Annotated in this window: 13 protein-coding genes; 9 read left to right on the top strand and 4 right to left on the bottom strand. The window is 63.7% G+C overall.

Annotated elements, in window-relative coordinates; translation table 11 throughout:
- Positions 1-29: 29 nt before the first annotated feature.
- The 4 genes from ngg to C8K61_RS06790 all read left to right on the top strand — a co-directional run bounded on the left by ngg (position 30) and on the right by C8K61_RS06790 (position 6,270).
- Positions 30-1,769, top strand: coding sequence for an N-acetylglutaminylglutamine synthetase (gene ngg / locus C8K61_RS06805; protein WP_108095455.1), 1,740 nt, complete (start codon positions 30-32; stop codon positions 1,767-1,769).
- A gap of 185 nt (positions 1,770-1,954) precedes the next feature.
- Positions 1,955-3,145, top strand: coding sequence for an osmoprotectant NAGGN system M42 family peptidase (locus C8K61_RS06800; protein ID WP_108095454.1), 1,191 nt, complete (start codon positions 1,955-1,957; stop codon positions 3,143-3,145).
- An 87-nt stretch (positions 3,146-3,232) separates the two neighbouring features.
- Positions 3,233-6,004: a hybrid sensor histidine kinase/response regulator gene (locus tag C8K61_RS06795; protein WP_108095453.1), complete on the top strand. Its 2,772-nt coding sequence runs from the start codon at positions 3,233-3,235 to the stop codon at positions 6,002-6,004.
- 35 nt (positions 6,005-6,039) lie between these two features.
- Complete coding sequence (locus C8K61_RS06790; RefSeq protein ID WP_108095452.1) at positions 6,040-6,270, top strand: YheU family protein; 231 nt, start codon at positions 6,040-6,042, stop codon at positions 6,268-6,270.
- Positions 6,271-6,329: 59 nt separating this feature from the next.
- On the opposite strand, the gene C8K61_RS06785 is transcribed toward C8K61_RS06790, so the two are convergent.
- Positions 6,330-6,659, bottom strand: coding sequence for a YnfA family protein (locus C8K61_RS06785; RefSeq protein WP_108095451.1), 330 nt, complete (start codon positions 6,657-6,659; stop codon positions 6,330-6,332).
- A 14-nt stretch (positions 6,660-6,673) separates the two neighbouring features.
- Entirely contained in the window at positions 6,674-7,105 is a 432-nt protein-coding gene (locus C8K61_RS06780) for a hypothetical protein (protein WP_108095450.1), read from the bottom strand.
- Positions 7,106-7,678: 573 nt separating this feature from the next.
- Here C8K61_RS06780 and C8K61_RS26945 point away from each other — a divergent pair.
- Complete coding sequence (locus C8K61_RS26945) at positions 7,679-7,801, top strand: hypothetical protein (RefSeq protein ID WP_371919974.1); 123 nt, start codon at positions 7,679-7,681, stop codon at positions 7,799-7,801.
- A gap of 68 nt (positions 7,802-7,869) precedes the next feature.
- Here the strand turns inward: C8K61_RS26945 and C8K61_RS06770 are convergent, their stop codons facing one another.
- The gene (locus C8K61_RS06770; RefSeq protein WP_108095449.1) at positions 7,870-10,962 is read right to left on the bottom strand and encodes a transglycosylase domain-containing protein; all 3,093 of its coding nucleotides are present in this window, start codon (positions 10,960-10,962) and stop codon (positions 7,870-7,872) included.
- A gap of 130 nt (positions 10,963-11,092) precedes the next feature.
- Here C8K61_RS06770 and C8K61_RS06765 point away from each other — a divergent pair, with 130 nt between their 5' ends.
- From C8K61_RS06765 to C8K61_RS06750, 4 genes are all read left to right on the top strand, one after another.
- Positions 11,093-11,773: a bifunctional 2-polyprenyl-6-hydroxyphenol methylase/3-demethylubiquinol 3-O-methyltransferase UbiG gene (locus C8K61_RS06765; protein ID WP_108095448.1), complete on the top strand. Its 681-nt coding sequence runs from the start codon at positions 11,093-11,095 to the stop codon at positions 11,771-11,773.
- Between the two features lie 25 nt (positions 11,774-11,798).
- The gene (locus tag C8K61_RS06760) at positions 11,799-12,200 is read left to right on the top strand and encodes a VOC family protein (RefSeq protein ID WP_108095447.1); all 402 of its coding nucleotides are present in this window, start codon (positions 11,799-11,801) and stop codon (positions 12,198-12,200) included.
- 458 nt (positions 12,201-12,658) lie between these two features.
- Positions 12,659-13,480, top strand: a complete 822-nt coding sequence (locus C8K61_RS06755; protein WP_108095446.1) for an aldo/keto reductase — start codon at positions 12,659-12,661, stop codon at positions 13,478-13,480.
- A gap of 7 nt (positions 13,481-13,487) precedes the next feature.
- Positions 13,488-15,590, top strand: coding sequence for a CHASE2 domain-containing protein (locus C8K61_RS06750; RefSeq protein ID WP_108095445.1), 2,103 nt, complete (start codon positions 13,488-13,490; stop codon positions 15,588-15,590).
- Between the two features lie 81 nt (positions 15,591-15,671).
- Here the strand turns inward: C8K61_RS06750 and C8K61_RS06745 are convergent, their stop codons facing one another.
- Positions 15,672-16,268, bottom strand: coding sequence for an OmpA family protein (locus tag C8K61_RS06745; RefSeq protein WP_108095444.1), 597 nt, complete (start codon positions 16,266-16,268; stop codon positions 15,672-15,674).
- Positions 16,269-16,275: the final 7 nt, after the last annotated feature.

The raw sequence follows: 16,275 nt of genomic DNA, 5'->3' as shown, positions 1-16,275 counted from the left end.
CACCCGTTTCCTCAAGGGAAGATCTGTTGATGAAAGGCTATGCCTACAGCCAGCGTCTGCTGCGCGGCCAACCGCCGTCTTACGAGCGCTTGCAGGCGCGGTTTGCCGAGGATGGCAACCAGAGCGCCAACCCGCCCCTGGCCCTGCACTGCGGCTGGGGGCGGATTCTGATCGGCCACACCTACCCGACTCCGGAGCTGCTGGCCAGCGAACTGCTCAGTGAAAAGCCCGGTGAGCGCGACATCGCCTTGTACGTGGCGGCACCCCATCAGGTGCTGGCGCAGGCGCCGCAGGGTCTTTTTCTCGACCCCTCGGACACCCTGCGCCTGTGGTTCACCGACTACCGCCAGGCGCGCCGCGGCTTTCGTGGCTTCAATGTGCGCCGTGCGCAGAGCGCCGAAGACTGGCAGGCGCTGAACCACCTGTACCAGCTGCGCGGCATGTTGCCGGTCGACCCCGAGCGCCTGACCCCGAAAGAGGAGGGCGGCCCGGAGTATTGGTTGGCCGAGGATGCCGACAGCGGCGACGTGATCGGCGGCATGATGGGCCTCAACCACCGCAAGGCCTTCAATGATCCGGACAACGGCTGCAGCCTCTGGTGCCTGGCCGTCGCTCCGCAGTGCCCGCGCCCAGGCGTGGGTGAGGTGCTGGTGCGCCATCTGATCGAGCATTTTATGAGCCGCGGCCTGAGCTACCTGGACCTGTCGGTGCTGCACGACAACCACCAGGCCAAGCGCCTGTACGCCAAGCTCGGCTTTCGCGACCTGGCCACTTTCACCCTCAAGCGCAAGAACGGCATCAATGAAACCCTGTTTCTCGGCCCTGGCCCGGAAGCGGAGCTCAACCCCTACGCCAAGATCATCGTCGACGAAGCCCGTCGCCGGGGCATCGAGGTGCAGGTGGACGATGCCGAAACCGGGCTGTTCACCCTTAACCATGGCGGTCGGCGGATTCGCTGCCGCGAGTCGCTGAGCGACCTGACCAGTGCTGTGAGCATGACCCTGTGCCAGGACAAACTGCTTACCCACCGCGCCCTGCGCCGTGTCGGCCTGCAGCTGCCGGCTCAGCAACTGGCCGGTGAACCGGAAGAGAACGCCGACTTTCTCGCCGAGCATGGCCGGGTGGTGGTCAAGCCGGTGGACGGCGAGCAGGGCAAAGGCGTGGCCATCGACCTGCGCACCGAGGAAGACGTCGAGGCGGCGATCAAACGCGCCCTGGCCTTCGACAACCGTGTGCTGCTGGAAAGTTTTCACGAAGGGGCCGACCTGCGCATTCTGGTGATCGGCTTTGTGGTGGTGGCCGCCGCCATTCGCCGCCCGGCCGAAGTGATTGGCGATGGCCGCCACAGCATCGGCGCGCTGATCGAAGCCCAGAGCCGTCGGCGTCAGGCCGCTACCGGCGGCGAAAGCCGTATTCCGCTGGATGAAGAAACTCACCGCACCCTGCGCGCGGCCGGGTTCGACTACGACAGCGTGCTGCCCGCCGGCCAACGCCTGGCGGTGCGGCGCACGGCCAACCTGCATACCGGCGGCACCCTGGAAGACGTCACCGAGATTCTGCATCCGGTGCTCAACGAAGCTGCCGTGCGTGCAGCGCGGGCGCTGGATATTCCGGTGGTCGGCCTGGACCTGCTGGTGCCAGCGGCGGATCAGCCGGAGTACGTGTTTATTGAAGCCAACGAGCGCGCCGGCTTGGCCAATCACCAGCCGCAACCGACGGCAGAGCGGTTTATTGATCTGTTGTTTCCGCTGAGTCAGACCTCAAGCTAGCCCTGTCTGGGGTGTGCTGTGCGCACCACACCCTTCGGGATTGCTCGACATCCTGGGGCCGCGAGGTTTGCAGGAGTCGCGGCTAAAGCCCCTCCCACAGGGAAATCCATCTCCTGTGGGAGGGGCTTTAGCCGCGACGCTGTTGATCTCCAAAATCCTGCCCCCCAACAACTCAGGAGACCTCCATGAAAAAAGTCCCCGAACCCGACCTTGATTACCTGCGCCGCGTGCTTCTGGAAATGCTCGCCATTCCCAGCCCCACGGGCTTCACCGACACCATCGTGCGTTACGTCGCCGAGCGCCTGGAAGAACTCGGTATTCCCTTCGAACTGACCCGCCGCGGCACCATCCGCGCCACCCTCAAGGGCAAGCAGAACAGCCCGGACCGTGCGGTGTCCTCGCACCTCGACACCATCGGCGCCATCGTCCGCCAGGTGCAGGACAACGGCCGCCTCGGCCTGGCGCCAGTGGGTTGTTGGTCGAGCCGGTTTGCCGAGGGCAGCCGGGTCAGCGTGTTCACCGAAACCGGCGTGTTCCGGGGCAGCGTGCTGCCGCTGATGGCCTCCGGGCATGCGTTCAACACCGCCATCGACCAGATGCCGATCAGTTGGGATCACGTCGAACTGCGCCTGGACGCCTACAGCAGCACCCGCGCCGACTGTGAATCGCTGGGGATCAATGTCGGTGATTTTGTCGCCTTCGATCCGCTGCCCGAGTTCACCGAAAGCGGCCATATCAGCGCCCGCCATCTGGACGACAAAGCCGGGGTGGCGGCCTTGCTCACCTCGCTCAAAGGCCTGGTGGAAAGCGGCATCGAACCGGCTATCGACTGCCACCCTCTGTTCACCATCACCGAGGAGGTCGGTTCCGGCGCGGCCGGTGCGCTGCACTGGGATGTCAGCGAGTTCGTCGGCATCGACATCGCCCCGGTGGCGCCGGGGCAACAGTCCAGCGAACACACGGTGAGCGTGGCCATGCAGGATTCCGGCGGGCCGTATGACTACCACCTGTCACGCCACCTGCTGCGCCTGGCCGAGAAACATGAAGTGCCGGTACGCCGCGACCTGTTCCGCTATTACCACAGCGATGCGCAATCGGCGGTGGCGGCGGGCCACGACACCCGTACCGCTCTGCTAGCCTTTGGCTGTGACGCCACCCACGGCTACGAGCGCACCCATATCGATAGCCTGGCGGGGCTCAGCCGTCTGCTCACCGCCTATATCCTCAGCCCGCCGGTATTTGCCAGCGACGCGAAGCCAGGCAACCCGTCGCTGGAGAATTTCAGCCACCAGATCGAGCACGACGCGCAGATGGAAAGTGATACCCGGGTGCCGACGGTGGACAGTCTGATCAACTCGCGTGAAAACGACACTTGAAGGGCGCGCGGCATAGAGGCAAAGTGCCAGACAAACAAGAGTGGAGCGATCTGACAGCTTCGCCGGAAATTTTATTGAGGTTTACGGATGCCTCGGCTTTGTCTGGTCTTGCTGCTATGCCTGTTCGCTGGAGGCTCCTGGGCCAGTGCGGGCGTGCTTGCGCCCCTTAATCAGGATGATCTGCGCCTATCCCTGGCGCCCTATATCGGTTACCTCGAAGACCCCCACGGCATCCTCAGCCTGGAACAAGTGCAGGCGATTCCTGACGAAGAGTTCCAGGGCGCGCGCAGTGACCACGTCAACCTGGGCAAAAATGCCTCGGTGTGGTGGTTCAAGGTGCGCCTGCTCAACAGCCGCCCCCACGACCTGGCCGGCTACCTGGAAGTCAATTACCCGCTACTCGACCATATCCAGCTGTACCTGAAAACTCCCGACGGCAAGCTGTTGGAACAGGAGAGCGGCGACCGTTTCGCCTTCTCCCAACGTCCGGTGCAGGTACGCAATTTCTGGTTCCCGATGGACTTGCCGCCGGGGCAGAACACCCTGTACCTGCGCATTGAAAGCACCAGCACGATCTTCGTGCCGATGTTCTTCAGCACCTACGCCGCCAGCGCCGCCGCCCAGGAAAACCTGATGGGGGTGAACGGCGCCTTCTACGGCGTGCTGTTCGCGATGTTCTGCTACAACCTGTTCCTGTATTTCTCCCTGCGTGAACGGGCCTACTTCTGGTACCTGGTGTACAACCTCAACATCGGCCTGTTCGCGGCCAGCTTCGACGGCATGCTGTTCAAACTGATGCCCAACCTGATCGAACTGCAGTCGGTGAGCATCTATTTCCTGATGTTCCTGCACAGCTTCAGCGCTACCCAGTTCAGCCGCCATTTCCTCCACACCGCGCAGTTCTCCCCGCGCCTGGACCGTGGCCTGCAATACCTGATGGCGCTGATTCTGTGCTGCATCGTCTCGGTGGCGGTGATCGGCCTGCAGGCCTGGAACATTCTCGCCAGCCTGACCGTGCTGTTCGTCTCCTTCGTGCTGCTGGCCAGCGGTGTGTATATCTGGCGCCAGGGCCTGCGCTACGGCTCCTACTACATCCTCGCCTGGGGCATTCTGCTGACCTCATTCATCGTTGCCACCAGCGGTTCGCTGGGCATCGAGATCTTCGGTATCTATGGCGCGACCATGGTCAAAGTCGGCGTCACCATTGAGCTGATCACCCTGTCCATCGGCCTGGCCGACCGTATCAACCTGCTCAAGGAAGAAGGCTTCCGCTCCCGCCAGGCGGCGGCCAAATCGGAAATCGAAAACCAGGCCAAGAGCCGTTTCCTGGCCAAGATGAGCCACGAAATTCGCACCCCGTTGAATGGCGTGCTGGGCATGCTGCAACTGCTCAAGGGCACGTCGCTGGACCGTAGCCAGCGTTTTTATGTCGACACCATCGCCAGCTCCGGCAGCTCATTGATGGCGGTGATCAACGACATCCTCGACTACGCGCGCATCGAGTCCGGCAAGCTCAGCCTGGAGAACATCGAGTTCGACCTGGAAGTGCTGATCTCCGACACCCTGACCCTGTTCACTGCCCAGGCCCTGGAAAAGAACCTGCGCCTGTACGTGAGCATGGAAGTGGGGGTGCCGCAGCGGATCAAAGGCGACCCCACGCGGCTCAAACAGGTGCTGATGAACCTGCTCAGCAACGCCCTGAAGTTCACCGCCGAAGGCCATGTGGCGGTCAGCGTGTGCCGGCGCAACAACAGCCTGGGCAACCCGCACCTGATCTTTGCCGTCAGCGACAGCGGTATCGGTATTCCTGGCGAGGCGCAAACCCAGCTGTTCGAATCCTTCTCCCAGGGCGACTCCAGCACCACCCGCCGTTACGGCGGCAGCGGCCTGGGCCTGGCCATCAGTAAAGAACTGGTGGAAATGATGGGCGGCCATATCGAAGTGCAGAGCACGCCAGGGCAGGGCACACGCCTGGCCTTCGACATGGCGCTGCAGGAAGGCGAGCGCAACGACGACCCCCTGCGCCAGCTGCTCAAAGGCAAAACCGCGCTGATCACCTCCCTCGACGGTATCGGCCTCGACGCCCTGAGCCGCCTGCTGGAACGCTGGGGCATGCGCACCGAACGCTGCCAGAATCCGGAAAAACTGCAGGCCTACCTGGATGACTTCGCCGTTACCCCGCTGCTGATTCTGATGGCGCCCTGGCCCGGCAGTGTCATGCACTGGCTCGACACCCTGCGCCCGCGCCTGCAGAAGGGCCAACGCATTCTGCTGCTGTGCCCGCCGGAACAATGCCAACTGCTGCCACCGAGCAAAGGCCTGCGCCTGCTCAACCTGGCCCAGCCACTGGCCATCACCCCGCTGCGCGAAGCGTTGCTGGAGTTCTACCAGGAACGGCGCAGCGAAACCCGCCCGGTGCTGGACGACCAGAGCGGTAACAACGCCTGCATCCTGGTGGTGGAAGACAACCCGGTAAACCAATTGGTGGTGCAGGGCTTGCTGAAAAAACGCGGCTACCTGGTGCGCGTGGTGGCCAACGGCGTGGAGGCGGTGAAGGACTACAGCCGCGACCCGAGTGCGGTGCAACTGGTACTGATGGACTGCGAGATGCCGGAAATGGACGGCTTCGAGGCCACCCGGCAAATCCGCCGCGTGGAGAAACAGCGGCAACTGCGCCCGGTGCCCATCGTCGCCCTGACCGCACATATTCTTGACGAGCACCGCGAGCACGGGGCGCTGGTGGGCATGGACGACTTCCTCGGCAAACCGCTGGACTGCCAGGTGCTGTACGACACCCTCGACCGCTTCCTGGTCGGCGAGCGCGAAACGCCGGCCAGCAAAGAAACTTCGTCGTCTTAGTGGGTTAACATCGCCGGGCTTTTTGGAGAACTGCCATGTTGATCCCGCAAGAAATGCTCGAACCCGAGACCCTGACCGGCCTGATCGAAGACTTCGTCACCCGTGACGGCACCGACAACGGCGACGAAACCCCACTGGAAACCCGCGTCGCCCGCGTGCGCCGCGCGCTGGATAAAGGCGAAGCGGTGATCGTTTTCGACGTGGAAAGCGAACAGTGCCAACTGGCAATGAAACGCGATGTGCCCAAGGAGTGGCTGGAAGATTGAGGCGCTGAATTAATCCCCTCGCCCGCTTGTGGGAGAGGGGAGCAGAGCTGTTGAGTTTGTTATGCCGAGAAGCGCGGCCCAAACAAAATAATCAACGCACCCACCACACAAAACGCTGCGCCGATCCAGTCTGTGGACAACGGCCGCGCCCGCTCAATCACGCCCAACCAGAACAAAGACGCCACCACATAAATGCCCCCATAGGCGGCATAGGCACGCCCGGCATAGGCCGCTTCCACGCGGGTGAGCAGCAGGGCAAAGAGCACCAGGCTGACCAGCCCCGGCACTATCCACCAGGCGCTTTTGCCCATCCGCAGCCACGACCAGAAGGCGTAGCAGCCGGCGATCTCGAACAGCGCGGCGAGGAAGAACCACAGGTAATTGAGCATCGGTGCCGTCCGTGTCAGCTGTGCAGCGCGCCTTCGCGTTCCCAGGCACAGCGCACCAACAGGCCGCCGGCATCTTGCGGGCTATGGAAGCCTTGTTCGGACTCCCAGCGGAAGGTGTGGGTGCCGCTCAGTTCGGTTTCCAGGTGGACTACTGCGCTGCCCCAGTACAGGCGTTTGAGCAGCGCTTCGAATTGTTCGACCCACAGGCTCCACTCGTATTCGACGGCGCGGTAGCTGGCGCCGAAGTGGATCACTTGGGTCTGGTACAGGCCTTCGCCGGGTTCGGGGCAGAAGGAGAACATGTCGCGGCCGATAAACGGCCAGGCGTCGCCGGCGGGCAGAGCCTGCAGTTCGCGTTGGTTGATCGCTCGGCGCAGGCGTGCCTGTTCTGGGTCACCGGACGGCCAGTCGCGGATGCAGCCATAGACGATGGATTCAGACTCCAAGCGGGTACTCCAGATGGTTCGGCGTGTGCGGCGCCCGAGCCGCCTTGGCGGTGGGCTGGCGAATATTAACAGGCCTGATGGGGGACGTCGTTTGGTCAATGGGAAGTCGCTGAGGTTCCCTTGGGCTTTACGATTACTCGGGCCGTTTTTGTAAGGTGTGCTCCGCGCACCAGCTTTGGTGTTTTCCTTTTTTATTCCGTGGTCTGAACGTCTTGTTTCGCCCCTTACGGGCGACTCACTTTTTGGCAGTCGCCCCAAAAAGTAAGCAAAAAAGGCTTGCCCCGACCTCGGCCTTGCGCTGCGCTCCAGGTCCCCTCCTTCCGGCGCTGCTCCCGGCGGCACGCCGCGACGGGCCATCCTTGGCCCATCGCGTCTCGCTCGGCTTCCTGCCTCGCGTCCACCTGCGCATCACCTCCACTCGGCCTTCGCCCACGGGGCGAGTAGGTCAAGATCAAAAGCAGGAGATCACCAGCCAGATCAAGAACTTTGCGTTAGCGCCATTTCCTGTTCCAACCACGCTTCGCCGGCCTCGCGGCACCAGGTTTGCCAACCGTCACGGTAAAGGTGCGAGTTGTGCCATTGGGGGGCTCGCTCGGCACGGTGACCTTGGGCGTGCTGTTGCTGGGGGAGGCGATCAGTGCGCTGAAGGTGTGTTCGGTGGTGATGATTGTGGTGGGGGTGGCGGGGCTCAGGTAGGTTGGGTTGAGCGCAGCGAAGCCCAACAATTCCGAGCCCAAGTTGGGCTTCGCTGCGCTCAACCCAACCTACGGATTACCTGCCACACACTGGGTATCCGCCCGAAGATAAGGCTGCAGGATCGGCGCCATGCCTTTGAGCACCTGCACCGGCAGCGCCGAGGTGAAGCGGAAACCTTCTGCGGCGCGGCCCGGCACAAACGCAGTCAGGGTGCCGAAGTGCTTGTCCCCCAGGTAGAACACAAACGTCGCCGTGCGGTTCAGCGAGCGTGAACTGAGAATGCGCCCGCCGGCGCCGACACTTTCGATGCGGTTGTCGCCGGTGCCGGTCTTGCCGCCGAGGGTCATGGCGCTGCCATCGGCCTCGCTGAAGATGCCGTTCAGGCGTCGTGCGGTGCCTTTGGCCACCACTTGCGCCAAGGCACCGCGCAGGGCGCTGGCGACTTCGCTGGAGAGCACCCGTTTGCCTTGGTCGGGGTTGATGCCCAGGCGGGTTTCGTAGGGTGTGTCGGCGGCAAAGTGCAGGCTGTCGATGCGCAGGGTCGGCTGGCGGATACCGTCGTTGAGGATGATGCCCATCAGCTCGGCCAGCGCCGCCGGGCGATCGCCCGAGCTGCCGATGGCGGTGGCCAGGGACGGCACCAGGTGGTCGAAGGGGTAGCCCACGCGCTGCCAGCGCTGGTGAATATCGAGGAAGGCTTCCACCTCCAACATGATCCGGATGCGGCTGTCGCGGGCGCTCTTGTGCCGGCTTTTGAACAGCCAGCCATACACTTCCTGGCGCTGCGCGTTACTGGCGGTGACGGCTTCGTTGAAGCTGGCTTGGGGGTGCTGTTGCAGATAGCCGAGCAGCCACAGTTCCAATGGGTGAACGCGGGCGATGTAGCCCTGGTCCGGCAGGCTGTAGGCGCCGGGGCCGTATTTTACGTAGAGCTCATGTACCCGCGCCGGGCCGACGTTGTCGTCGATCAGGTGGGCGTTGATAAAGGTGCCGAAGGTGGCTTCGTCGACATTCGGCATCAGGTAACGGTGCACCGCCGCCAGGCGCGAGGCGGTGGGGTGCATGCCGTCGAGAAAAGTGTCGAGCCGTTCGGTGGCGTTCTTGCCTTGGTATTTGCGCCAGAAGCGCAGCAGAAACACGCTGCCCTCGTGGTCGGCAAAGCGTTGTAGGTAATCCTGCCGGCGTGGGTCGCGGTCGTCCTTGAGCAACTCGGCGCTGCTGTTGCTGGCCTGGTAGGTGCTGTAGCGCACCAGGTCGCGCATCAGGCGAATGAACGGCAGGTTGATCGACTCTTGCAGCGCCTCGCGCAGGGTCGGGTTACGGCCGTTGTCTTCGCGGCGGAAGTTGTTGAAATGGTGCAGGCCGCCGCCGGTGAAAAAACGTTCGCCGGGGCTGGCGGAATAGTGTCGCTCTAGCGCCGCGTCGAGCATGGCGGTCAGGCTCGGGTCATTGCCGCTGGCCAGGTAGTCCACCGCCCATTGGGTCAGGCGGTCCTGCTCGGGCACTTCAACCTGGCGCAGTTGCGCCGGGGTCTGGCCGACGAAACGGCGGTGCAGTTCATCGATGATTTCCAGGTAAGTGGTCAGCACCCTCAGCTTGGCGGTGGAGCCCAGCTCCAGTTTGCTGCCTTCGTTGATGTCGAAGGGCTGGTCGGTGCTGTCGGTCTGCACCCGCACCCGCGAGCCATCGGCGGTGCGCTCGAACAGGGTGAAGCTATAGCGCACCTCCTGGGTGGTTTGTGCGGTCAGCAGATGGTCACCGAGCAGGCCGGTCTGCGCGGCGAAGGTCGGGTCGGCGAGGCGTTGCAGGTAGTCGCTGGCGGCTTGCTGCAGTTGGCCATTGAGGGTGGTGGTGGCGGCCAGGTCCAGACGGTCGAGGTCGTACAGCGGTTTGTTCAGCAGGTTGGACAGCCGGCTGCGGGCGACGCTGATGCCTTTGTTGCTTTCCACCGGCTGCACGCTGGATTGGGCGGCCAGGTCGCGCCACTGGGTTTTGCTCGCCAGGGCAGCGTCGCGCAATGGCCGGTCAATCACTCCACCGTTGGCCAGCAGGCGGATATGGCTGTCGGTGAGGGTGGCCAACTGACTATGTCCTTGGGCCAGGTAATAAGAAGGCCGGCGCTGGGCAATCATCAATGACAACACCTGACGCAGCGCCAGGCCGCGCTCGGCGAGGTTGCCGTTGGACTGTTCCAGCACGTGATTGACCTGGGCAAAGTCGGCGCCGTACCAGACCCTCAACCCATCGGCCAGCCCATGCACTTCGCCATAGCCCGGCGCCGCCGACAGCGGCACGCTGTTGAGGTAGTCCCGCACGATGTTCTGCCGCGCCGGCAGGGTTTCGGCGCCGCTCTGGTAGGCGCGCACGCTGGCCGAGGCCATCTGCTTGAGTTTGTCCTTGGCCGACAGGGTCAGGCCGTCCGGCGAGTGGCGGTATTTTTCCAGCTGGGTAGCCAGGGTGCTGCCGCCAGCGGACTGGCCCTGCAAGTCGAGCTTCTTGCCGACCTGGGTCAGCGCCGCCATGGCAAACCGCGGCCAGTCCACCGCCGGGTTGCTCAGCGGCTGCTGGCTGTCGAGCAGGTCGCGGTTCTCGATAAACAGCAGGCTATTGACCACCAGCGGCGGAATGTCGTGAAAGCTGGCGTACAGCTGCTGTGGATAAGTGAAGCCATACAGCGGCAGGCCCCGGCAGTCGGCAATGGCCAGGCCGCTCTGCAATTTCTCCGGGTAGGGAATGAACAGGCCGTGCTTGCTGTAATCCATCAAGGCCTGGGAGAAGTGGGTTTGCTGTTGAATCAGGTAGTCGCGCTGTTGCAGACGCTCGAGCATCTGCGGCAGGTAGGCATAGCCCAGGCGTTTGTCGAACGGGCCGTCTTCGGGGTAACGGATGGCCGTGCTTGGGCCGTCGGCCAGTTCATAACGCAGGGTGGAGGCGTAGCGGCTGAGCTCGCGGGCCTGGTAGGTGGCGGTGGTGATTTCCTCATGCAGCAGCCAGGTGGCGGCGGCGATTGCCAGCAGTAACGTCAGCCAGAAGGTACGGCGTAGCGCGCGGCGCCAGGGGGAACGGGGAGGGGGGCGTGTGGACGAGGGCGAAAGACCGGGAGTCAGGCCGGGCACCGAATGCTCAGCCGGGTTAACGTTCGATTGCCATAGTGCGCCCATATCAAAGTGGCCTTGGCTCTGCGTTGCTCTGCATAGGTTAGAGCTTAGACGCTGTTGTCGGCGGCAAAATGCGGTTAACGTTCGAACGCGAAATTTTTCTCCTCTGTGTGCCCACGACGCGAGCCCGACCATGCAGCGCGATCATCGAGAACAGCTCAATTTCAGTTGGCAGGCCAACGCCGACGCCTGGACCGCCGCTGTGCGCGAACGGCGTATCGAAAGCCGCCGCCTGGTTACCGATGCGGCGATTCTGCGGGCGATTCTGGCCTGCGAGCCGAAGCGGGTGCTGGACATCGGCTGCGGTGAAGGCTGGTTGTGCCGCGGCCTGATGGCCCATGGCATCGAAGCGGTGGGGGTGGACGCCTCGGTGCCGCTGATCGAAACCGCGCGGGCGATCTGCTCCGGGCAATACCGCGTCTGCGGCTACGCCGAACTGGAAGCACAGGCCGACCTGCTGGGCAAATTCGACGTGCTGGTGTGCAACTTCGCCCTGCTCGACGAACCGTTGGCGCCGGTCCTGAATGCCCTGCACAAGCTGCTGGCGCCGGGCGGCTCGCTGCTGATCCAGACCATTCACCCCTGGAGTTCGCGTGGCGAGGGGCATTACCAGGACGGCTGGCGGGTGGAAAACTTCGAAGGCTTTGGCGAAGGGTTTGCCGAACCCATGCCGTGGTTCTTCCGCACCTTGGAATCCTGGCTGACCCTGCTGGCTGAAACCGACTGGCGCCTGCAATGGCTACAGGAGCCGCTGCACCCGGAAAGCGAGCAACCGGTTTCGCTGCTGCTATTACTGAAATCCGGACTGAAATAAACCGCGCTGCGCCAGGGAGGCCTTGATGAACCTGCTGCTCAACATCGACGTGCCCGACCTCGCCGCCGGCATCGCCTTCTACACCGAAGCGTTTGGCCTGCACCTGAGCCGCCACCTGTTCGACGGCGAGGTCGCCGAGCTACTGGGCGGCCCGACGCCCATCTACCTGCTCGCCAACCCCACCGGCAGCCGCCCCTGCAAAGGCGCTGCGCGCCACTACCAACGGCACTGGACGCCCATTCATTTCGACATCGTGGTCGACGACCTGACCGCCGCCTGCGACCGCGCCATCGCCGCCGGCGCCACCCTCGAAGCCCCCATCCGCCACGAAGCCTGGTGCAGCATCGCCACCTTCGGAGACCCGTTTGGCCACGGGTTTTGTTTGCTGCAATGGCAGGGGCGGGGGTATGACGAGGTGGAAAGTTGAGAATACCGTTTGCAGGGATCGAGGCTGGAGCCTCCCACAGGGAAACTCGTACGAGTTTTTGATGTTGATCTTGCTGTTGATCTACCCGCCCCGTTAGCGAAGGCCGAACGGAGTCGTTGCGCAAGGGGTTGAGCGGCCGGGAGCCGCGAAAAGCGTGAAGGGCCAAGGATGGCCCGTCTCGCCGGCCCCTGGAGCGACGGCGGAGAGAGGGGAGTCGCAGCGCAGCGAAGACCCGAGGTTGGGGCAAGCGTTTTTGCTTACTTTTTCCGCGATTGGAAAAAGTGAGTCGCGCGTAAGGCGCGAAACAAAACGTTCAGTAAACGCGGTAAAGACAAAGAAACTCGATCGCCAGAAGATCGCTTGGTGCGCACAGCACACCCTACAAAAGCTGCGCGTAATCGCGAAAAACGTTCAGCAACCGCGGTAATGAAGACTTACACAGGAATAGGGAAGCCTCCATGCACACCGTCCACCTCACCAACCACCCCCTCCCCGCCATCGGCCAAGGCACCTGGCGCATGGGCGAAAACGCCGGCGCCCACCAAGCCGAAGTCGCTGCCCTGCGCCAGGGCGTCGAACTGGGCATGCGCCTGATCGACACCGCCGAAATGTACGGCGAAGGCGGCGCCGAAAAAGTCGTCGGCGACGCCCTGCAAGGCATCCGCGACCAGGTCTACCTGGTCAGCAAAGTCTACCCCCACAACGCCAGCCGCCGCGGCGCCATCGAAGCCTGCGAGCGCAGCCTCAAACGCCTGCGCACCGACGCCATCGACCTGTACCTGCTGCACTGGCGCGGCCAATACCCCCTGGAAGAAACCGTTGAGGCCTTCGAACGCCTGCGCGAACAAGGCAAGATCGGTCGCTGGGGCGTATCCAACTTCGACCTCGACGACATGCACGAACTGCACAACCCCGCCTGCGCCACCAATCAGGTGCTGTACAGCCTCGAACAACGTGGCGCCGGCTTCGATCTGCTGCCCTGGTGCCAACAGCAGGGCATGCCGCTGATGGCGTACTGCCCGGTAGGCCAGGGCGGGCGTTTGCTCGCCGATGCGACTCTGCAGCAGATCGCCGAACGGCATAACGCCACCCCGGCGCAGGTGGCGCTGGCCTGGCTGGTGCAACAGGGTGGGGTGATCGCCATCCCCAAAGCGGTGACGCCCACCCACGTGCGCGCCAACGCCGCCGCCCTCGAACTGACCCTGGACGCCGCCGACCTGCGCCTGCTCGACGGCGTGTTCCCGCCGCCGACGCGCAAGCGTCCGCTGGCCATGGTGTAAGCGCCCTATGCACAAGCGCCGTGGCAGGTTGTCGAGTTGGCTCAGTTGTGGGGTGGCGCTGCTGCTGTGCATGGCGCTGCTGGTACTGGCGCCGTTGCCGCTGCAAAAGCTGCACAACGCTGTGTTCGATCAATTCCAGCGCTGGCAACCGCGGGTCTACAACGAGGCGCCGGTGCGCATTATCGACCTCGACGAAGCCAGCCTGGCGCGCCTTGGCCAGTGGCCTTGGCCGCGCACCCGGGTGGCCGAACTGGTGGACAAACTGCGCGAGGCCGGCACGGCGGCGATTGTCTTCGACGTGCTGTTCGCCGAGCCGGACCGCACCTCGCCGGCGCTATTGCTCCAGGACCAGGGCCTGGACGACGCGCTGCTCAGCCAGCTGCAAGCCTTGCCCGATCACGACAGCCAACTGGCCACGGCGTTGGCCAGCAGCAACGTGGTGCTGGGCTTTGCCACCGAGCGTCATGCGGCGGGCAATGGCTTGCCCCTGGGCCGTTATGGCCTGGTGGCGAGCGAACCGTCGCCACTGCCGTTCCTGCCGCACTATGCCGGTGCTGTGCGCGCACTGCCGATATTGGAACAGGCCGCTGTCGGCAACGGTGCACTGACCTTCGAACCTGACACCGATGGCGTGGTGCGCAAGGTGCCGCTGCTGGTGGCCTTGGGTGATGAAGCGCGGCCGTCGCTGGTGGCCGAAGCATTGCGGGTGGCGCAACGCTCGCCGTTGTACCGGGTGTACACCGGCGAAGCCGGGGTGGAGCGCATCGACATTGGCCGGGTGCAGATTCCGACCAACCGCCGTGGCGAGTTGTGGGTGCATTTCAGTGTGCCGCAGGCGGCGCGCAGCATTCCCGCCTGGCAGGTGCTGTCCGGCCAGGCACCCGCCGGCTTGCAGGGCAGCATCGCCTTGATCGGCACGTCCGCCCAGGGCCTGCAGGACCTGCGCTTCAGCCCATTGGGCGGGATCATTCCGGGGGTTGAAGTGCATGCCCAGGCGCTGGAACAAGTGCTCAGCGGCGACTATCTGCAGCGGCCGGGTTGGGCGCGGGCCGTAGAGGCGCTGGCGCTGGTGCTAGGTGGCTTGCTCGTATGTGTGCTGGCTCTGCGTCTGCGCGCCTTGCTGGCGGCAGGGGTGACGCTGTTGTTGATCGCCCTCTTCAATGGCCTGGGCTGGCACGCCTTCAGCGAGCAGCGCCTGCTGCTCGACCTGTTCACCCCAAGCCTGGGCCTGGTGTTGCTCTACAGCGTGGCGAGCATCAGCCACCACGTTGCCAGTGAGCGTGAGCAGCGCTGGGTGCGCGAGGCGTTCTCCCGCTACGTGTCGCCCAACCTGGTCAAACACCTGGTGGATAACCCCGGCCAACTGACCCTCGGTGGCCAGCGCCAGGTGTGCAGCTTTGTCTTCACCGACCTCACTGGCTTTACCGAGATGATGGAGCGGCAAAGCCCGGAAGCGGTGGTGAGCCTGCTCAACGATTACCTGGAACAGGTGATCGGTATCGCCTTCCGTCACGACGGCACCCTTGATCGCATCGTCGGCGATGCGGTGGCGATCATGTTTTCCGCGCCCCTGCCGCAAGCCGATCATGCCCAGCGCGCGCTCAACTGCGCGCTGGAAATCGACCGTTTTGCCCAGGGCTATGTGGCCCAGCTGCAAGCGGCCGGCATTGCCTTCGGGCAAACCCGCATCGGTGTGCACAGCGGTGAGGTGGTGGTGGGTAACTTCGGTGGCTCGACCATTTTCGACTACCGCGCCCTCGGCGATCCGGTGAACACCACCTCACGCCTGGAAAGCCTCAACCAGCATGTGGGCACACGGGTCTGTGTGTCAGCCACCATCGCCCGCAGCAACCCGCAGGTGCCGATGCGTGGAGTGGGTAAGGTGCAGTTGAAGGGCAAGTCGGCGGCGGTGGAGGTGTTCGAGCCGTTGGAGGCATTGGACGATGCCTACGACGCCGCCTACCTGCTGTTGATGGCCAACGACCCGGGCGCCTTGGCGGCGTTTGCGGTGTTGCATGAGCAGCGGCCGGAGGATGGGCTGGTGCGGTTTCATTGGCAGCGGTTGCAGGCGGGTGAGCAGGGGGATGCCTTTGTGATGAGCCGCAAGTAGGTCGTAGGTTGGGTTGAGCCATAGGCGAAGCCCAACGAAACTTGCACATCCCGTTGGGCTTCGCCTGCGGCTCAACCCAACCTACCGAACAATAATCTCCACCCGCCTATTACGCGGCTCGGGCGTATCGTCCGGGGTTTTCACCAGCAGGTTGCTTTCGCCATGGGAGGTGACCACCAGCTCGATCACCTGAATACCTTCCTTCTTGAACAGCTCGGCGATGGCCTTGGCGCGCTTGAGACCAATCTGCTCATTCCAGCTGCTTTTGCCTTCGGTATCGGTGTGGCCGATTACCGACACCGCCGACGGGCCACGCGCGCGCAGGGTGCTCAGCACGTTCTGGAAGTCGGCTTTGGATTGCTGGGTAAGGTTGGCCGTGCCGGTTTCGAAATACAGGCGGAAGGTCACCGGCAAGGCCGGCTGGGCTTGCAGGGCGGCGGAGAAGTCCTGGTCGATGCGCGGCTGCTCAACGGCAAAGGTCTTCGCACTTTTGCCATCCAGCGCCACCGCATCCATTTTCTTGTCGACTCGGGTAGTGCCATTGGCGGTTTCGACCACGATGGCACCGGTGGTGCCGTCGGGGCTTTCCATCAGCACCACATAGGATTTCGACGCACAGCCGGTGGCACACAGGGCCAACAGCAACATGGCAAACCCGCGAAACAGAGACCAGGGCATGCTGCGC

The organism is Pseudomonas sp. GV071, assembly GCF_003050835.1.
Lineage (GTDB): Bacteria > Pseudomonadota > Gammaproteobacteria > Pseudomonadales > Pseudomonadaceae > Aquipseudomonas.
This window is presented reverse-complemented; position numbering and strand designations above follow the sequence as displayed.

Excerpts from the sequence above, each read along its gene's own strand:
- ngg (WP_108095455.1), top strand. The coding sequence starts at position 30 with ATGAAAGGCTATGCCTACAGCCAGCGTCTGCTGCGCGGCCAACCGCCG.
- C8K61_RS06800 (WP_108095454.1), top strand. The coding sequence starts at position 1,955 with ATGAAAAAAGTCCCCGAACCCGACCTTGATTACCTGCGCCGCGTGCTT.
- C8K61_RS06795 (WP_108095453.1), top strand. The coding sequence starts at position 3,233 with ATGCCTCGGCTTTGTCTGGTCTTGCTGCTATGCCTGTTCGCTGGAGGC.
- C8K61_RS06790 (WP_108095452.1), top strand. The coding sequence starts at position 6,040 with ATGTTGATCCCGCAAGAAATGCTCGAACCCGAGACCCTGACCGGCCTG.
- C8K61_RS06785 (WP_108095451.1), bottom strand. The coding sequence starts at position 6,659 with ATGCTCAATTACCTGTGGTTCTTCCTCGCCGCGCTGTTCGAGATCGCC.
- C8K61_RS06770 (WP_108095449.1), bottom strand. The coding sequence starts at position 10,962 with ATGGGCGCACTATGGCAATCGAACGTTAACCCGGCTGAGCATTCGGTG.
- C8K61_RS06765 (WP_108095448.1), top strand. The coding sequence starts at position 11,093 with ATGCAGCGCGATCATCGAGAACAGCTCAATTTCAGTTGGCAGGCCAAC.
- C8K61_RS06760 (WP_108095447.1), top strand. The coding sequence starts at position 11,799 with ATGAACCTGCTGCTCAACATCGACGTGCCCGACCTCGCCGCCGGCATC.
- C8K61_RS06755 (WP_108095446.1), top strand. The coding sequence starts at position 12,659 with ATGCACACCGTCCACCTCACCAACCACCCCCTCCCCGCCATCGGCCAA.
- C8K61_RS06750 (WP_108095445.1), top strand. The coding sequence starts at position 13,488 with ATGCACAAGCGCCGTGGCAGGTTGTCGAGTTGGCTCAGTTGTGGGGTG.
- C8K61_RS06745 (WP_108095444.1), bottom strand. The coding sequence starts at position 16,268 with ATGCCCTGGTCTCTGTTTCGCGGGTTTGCCATGTTGCTGTTGGCCCTG.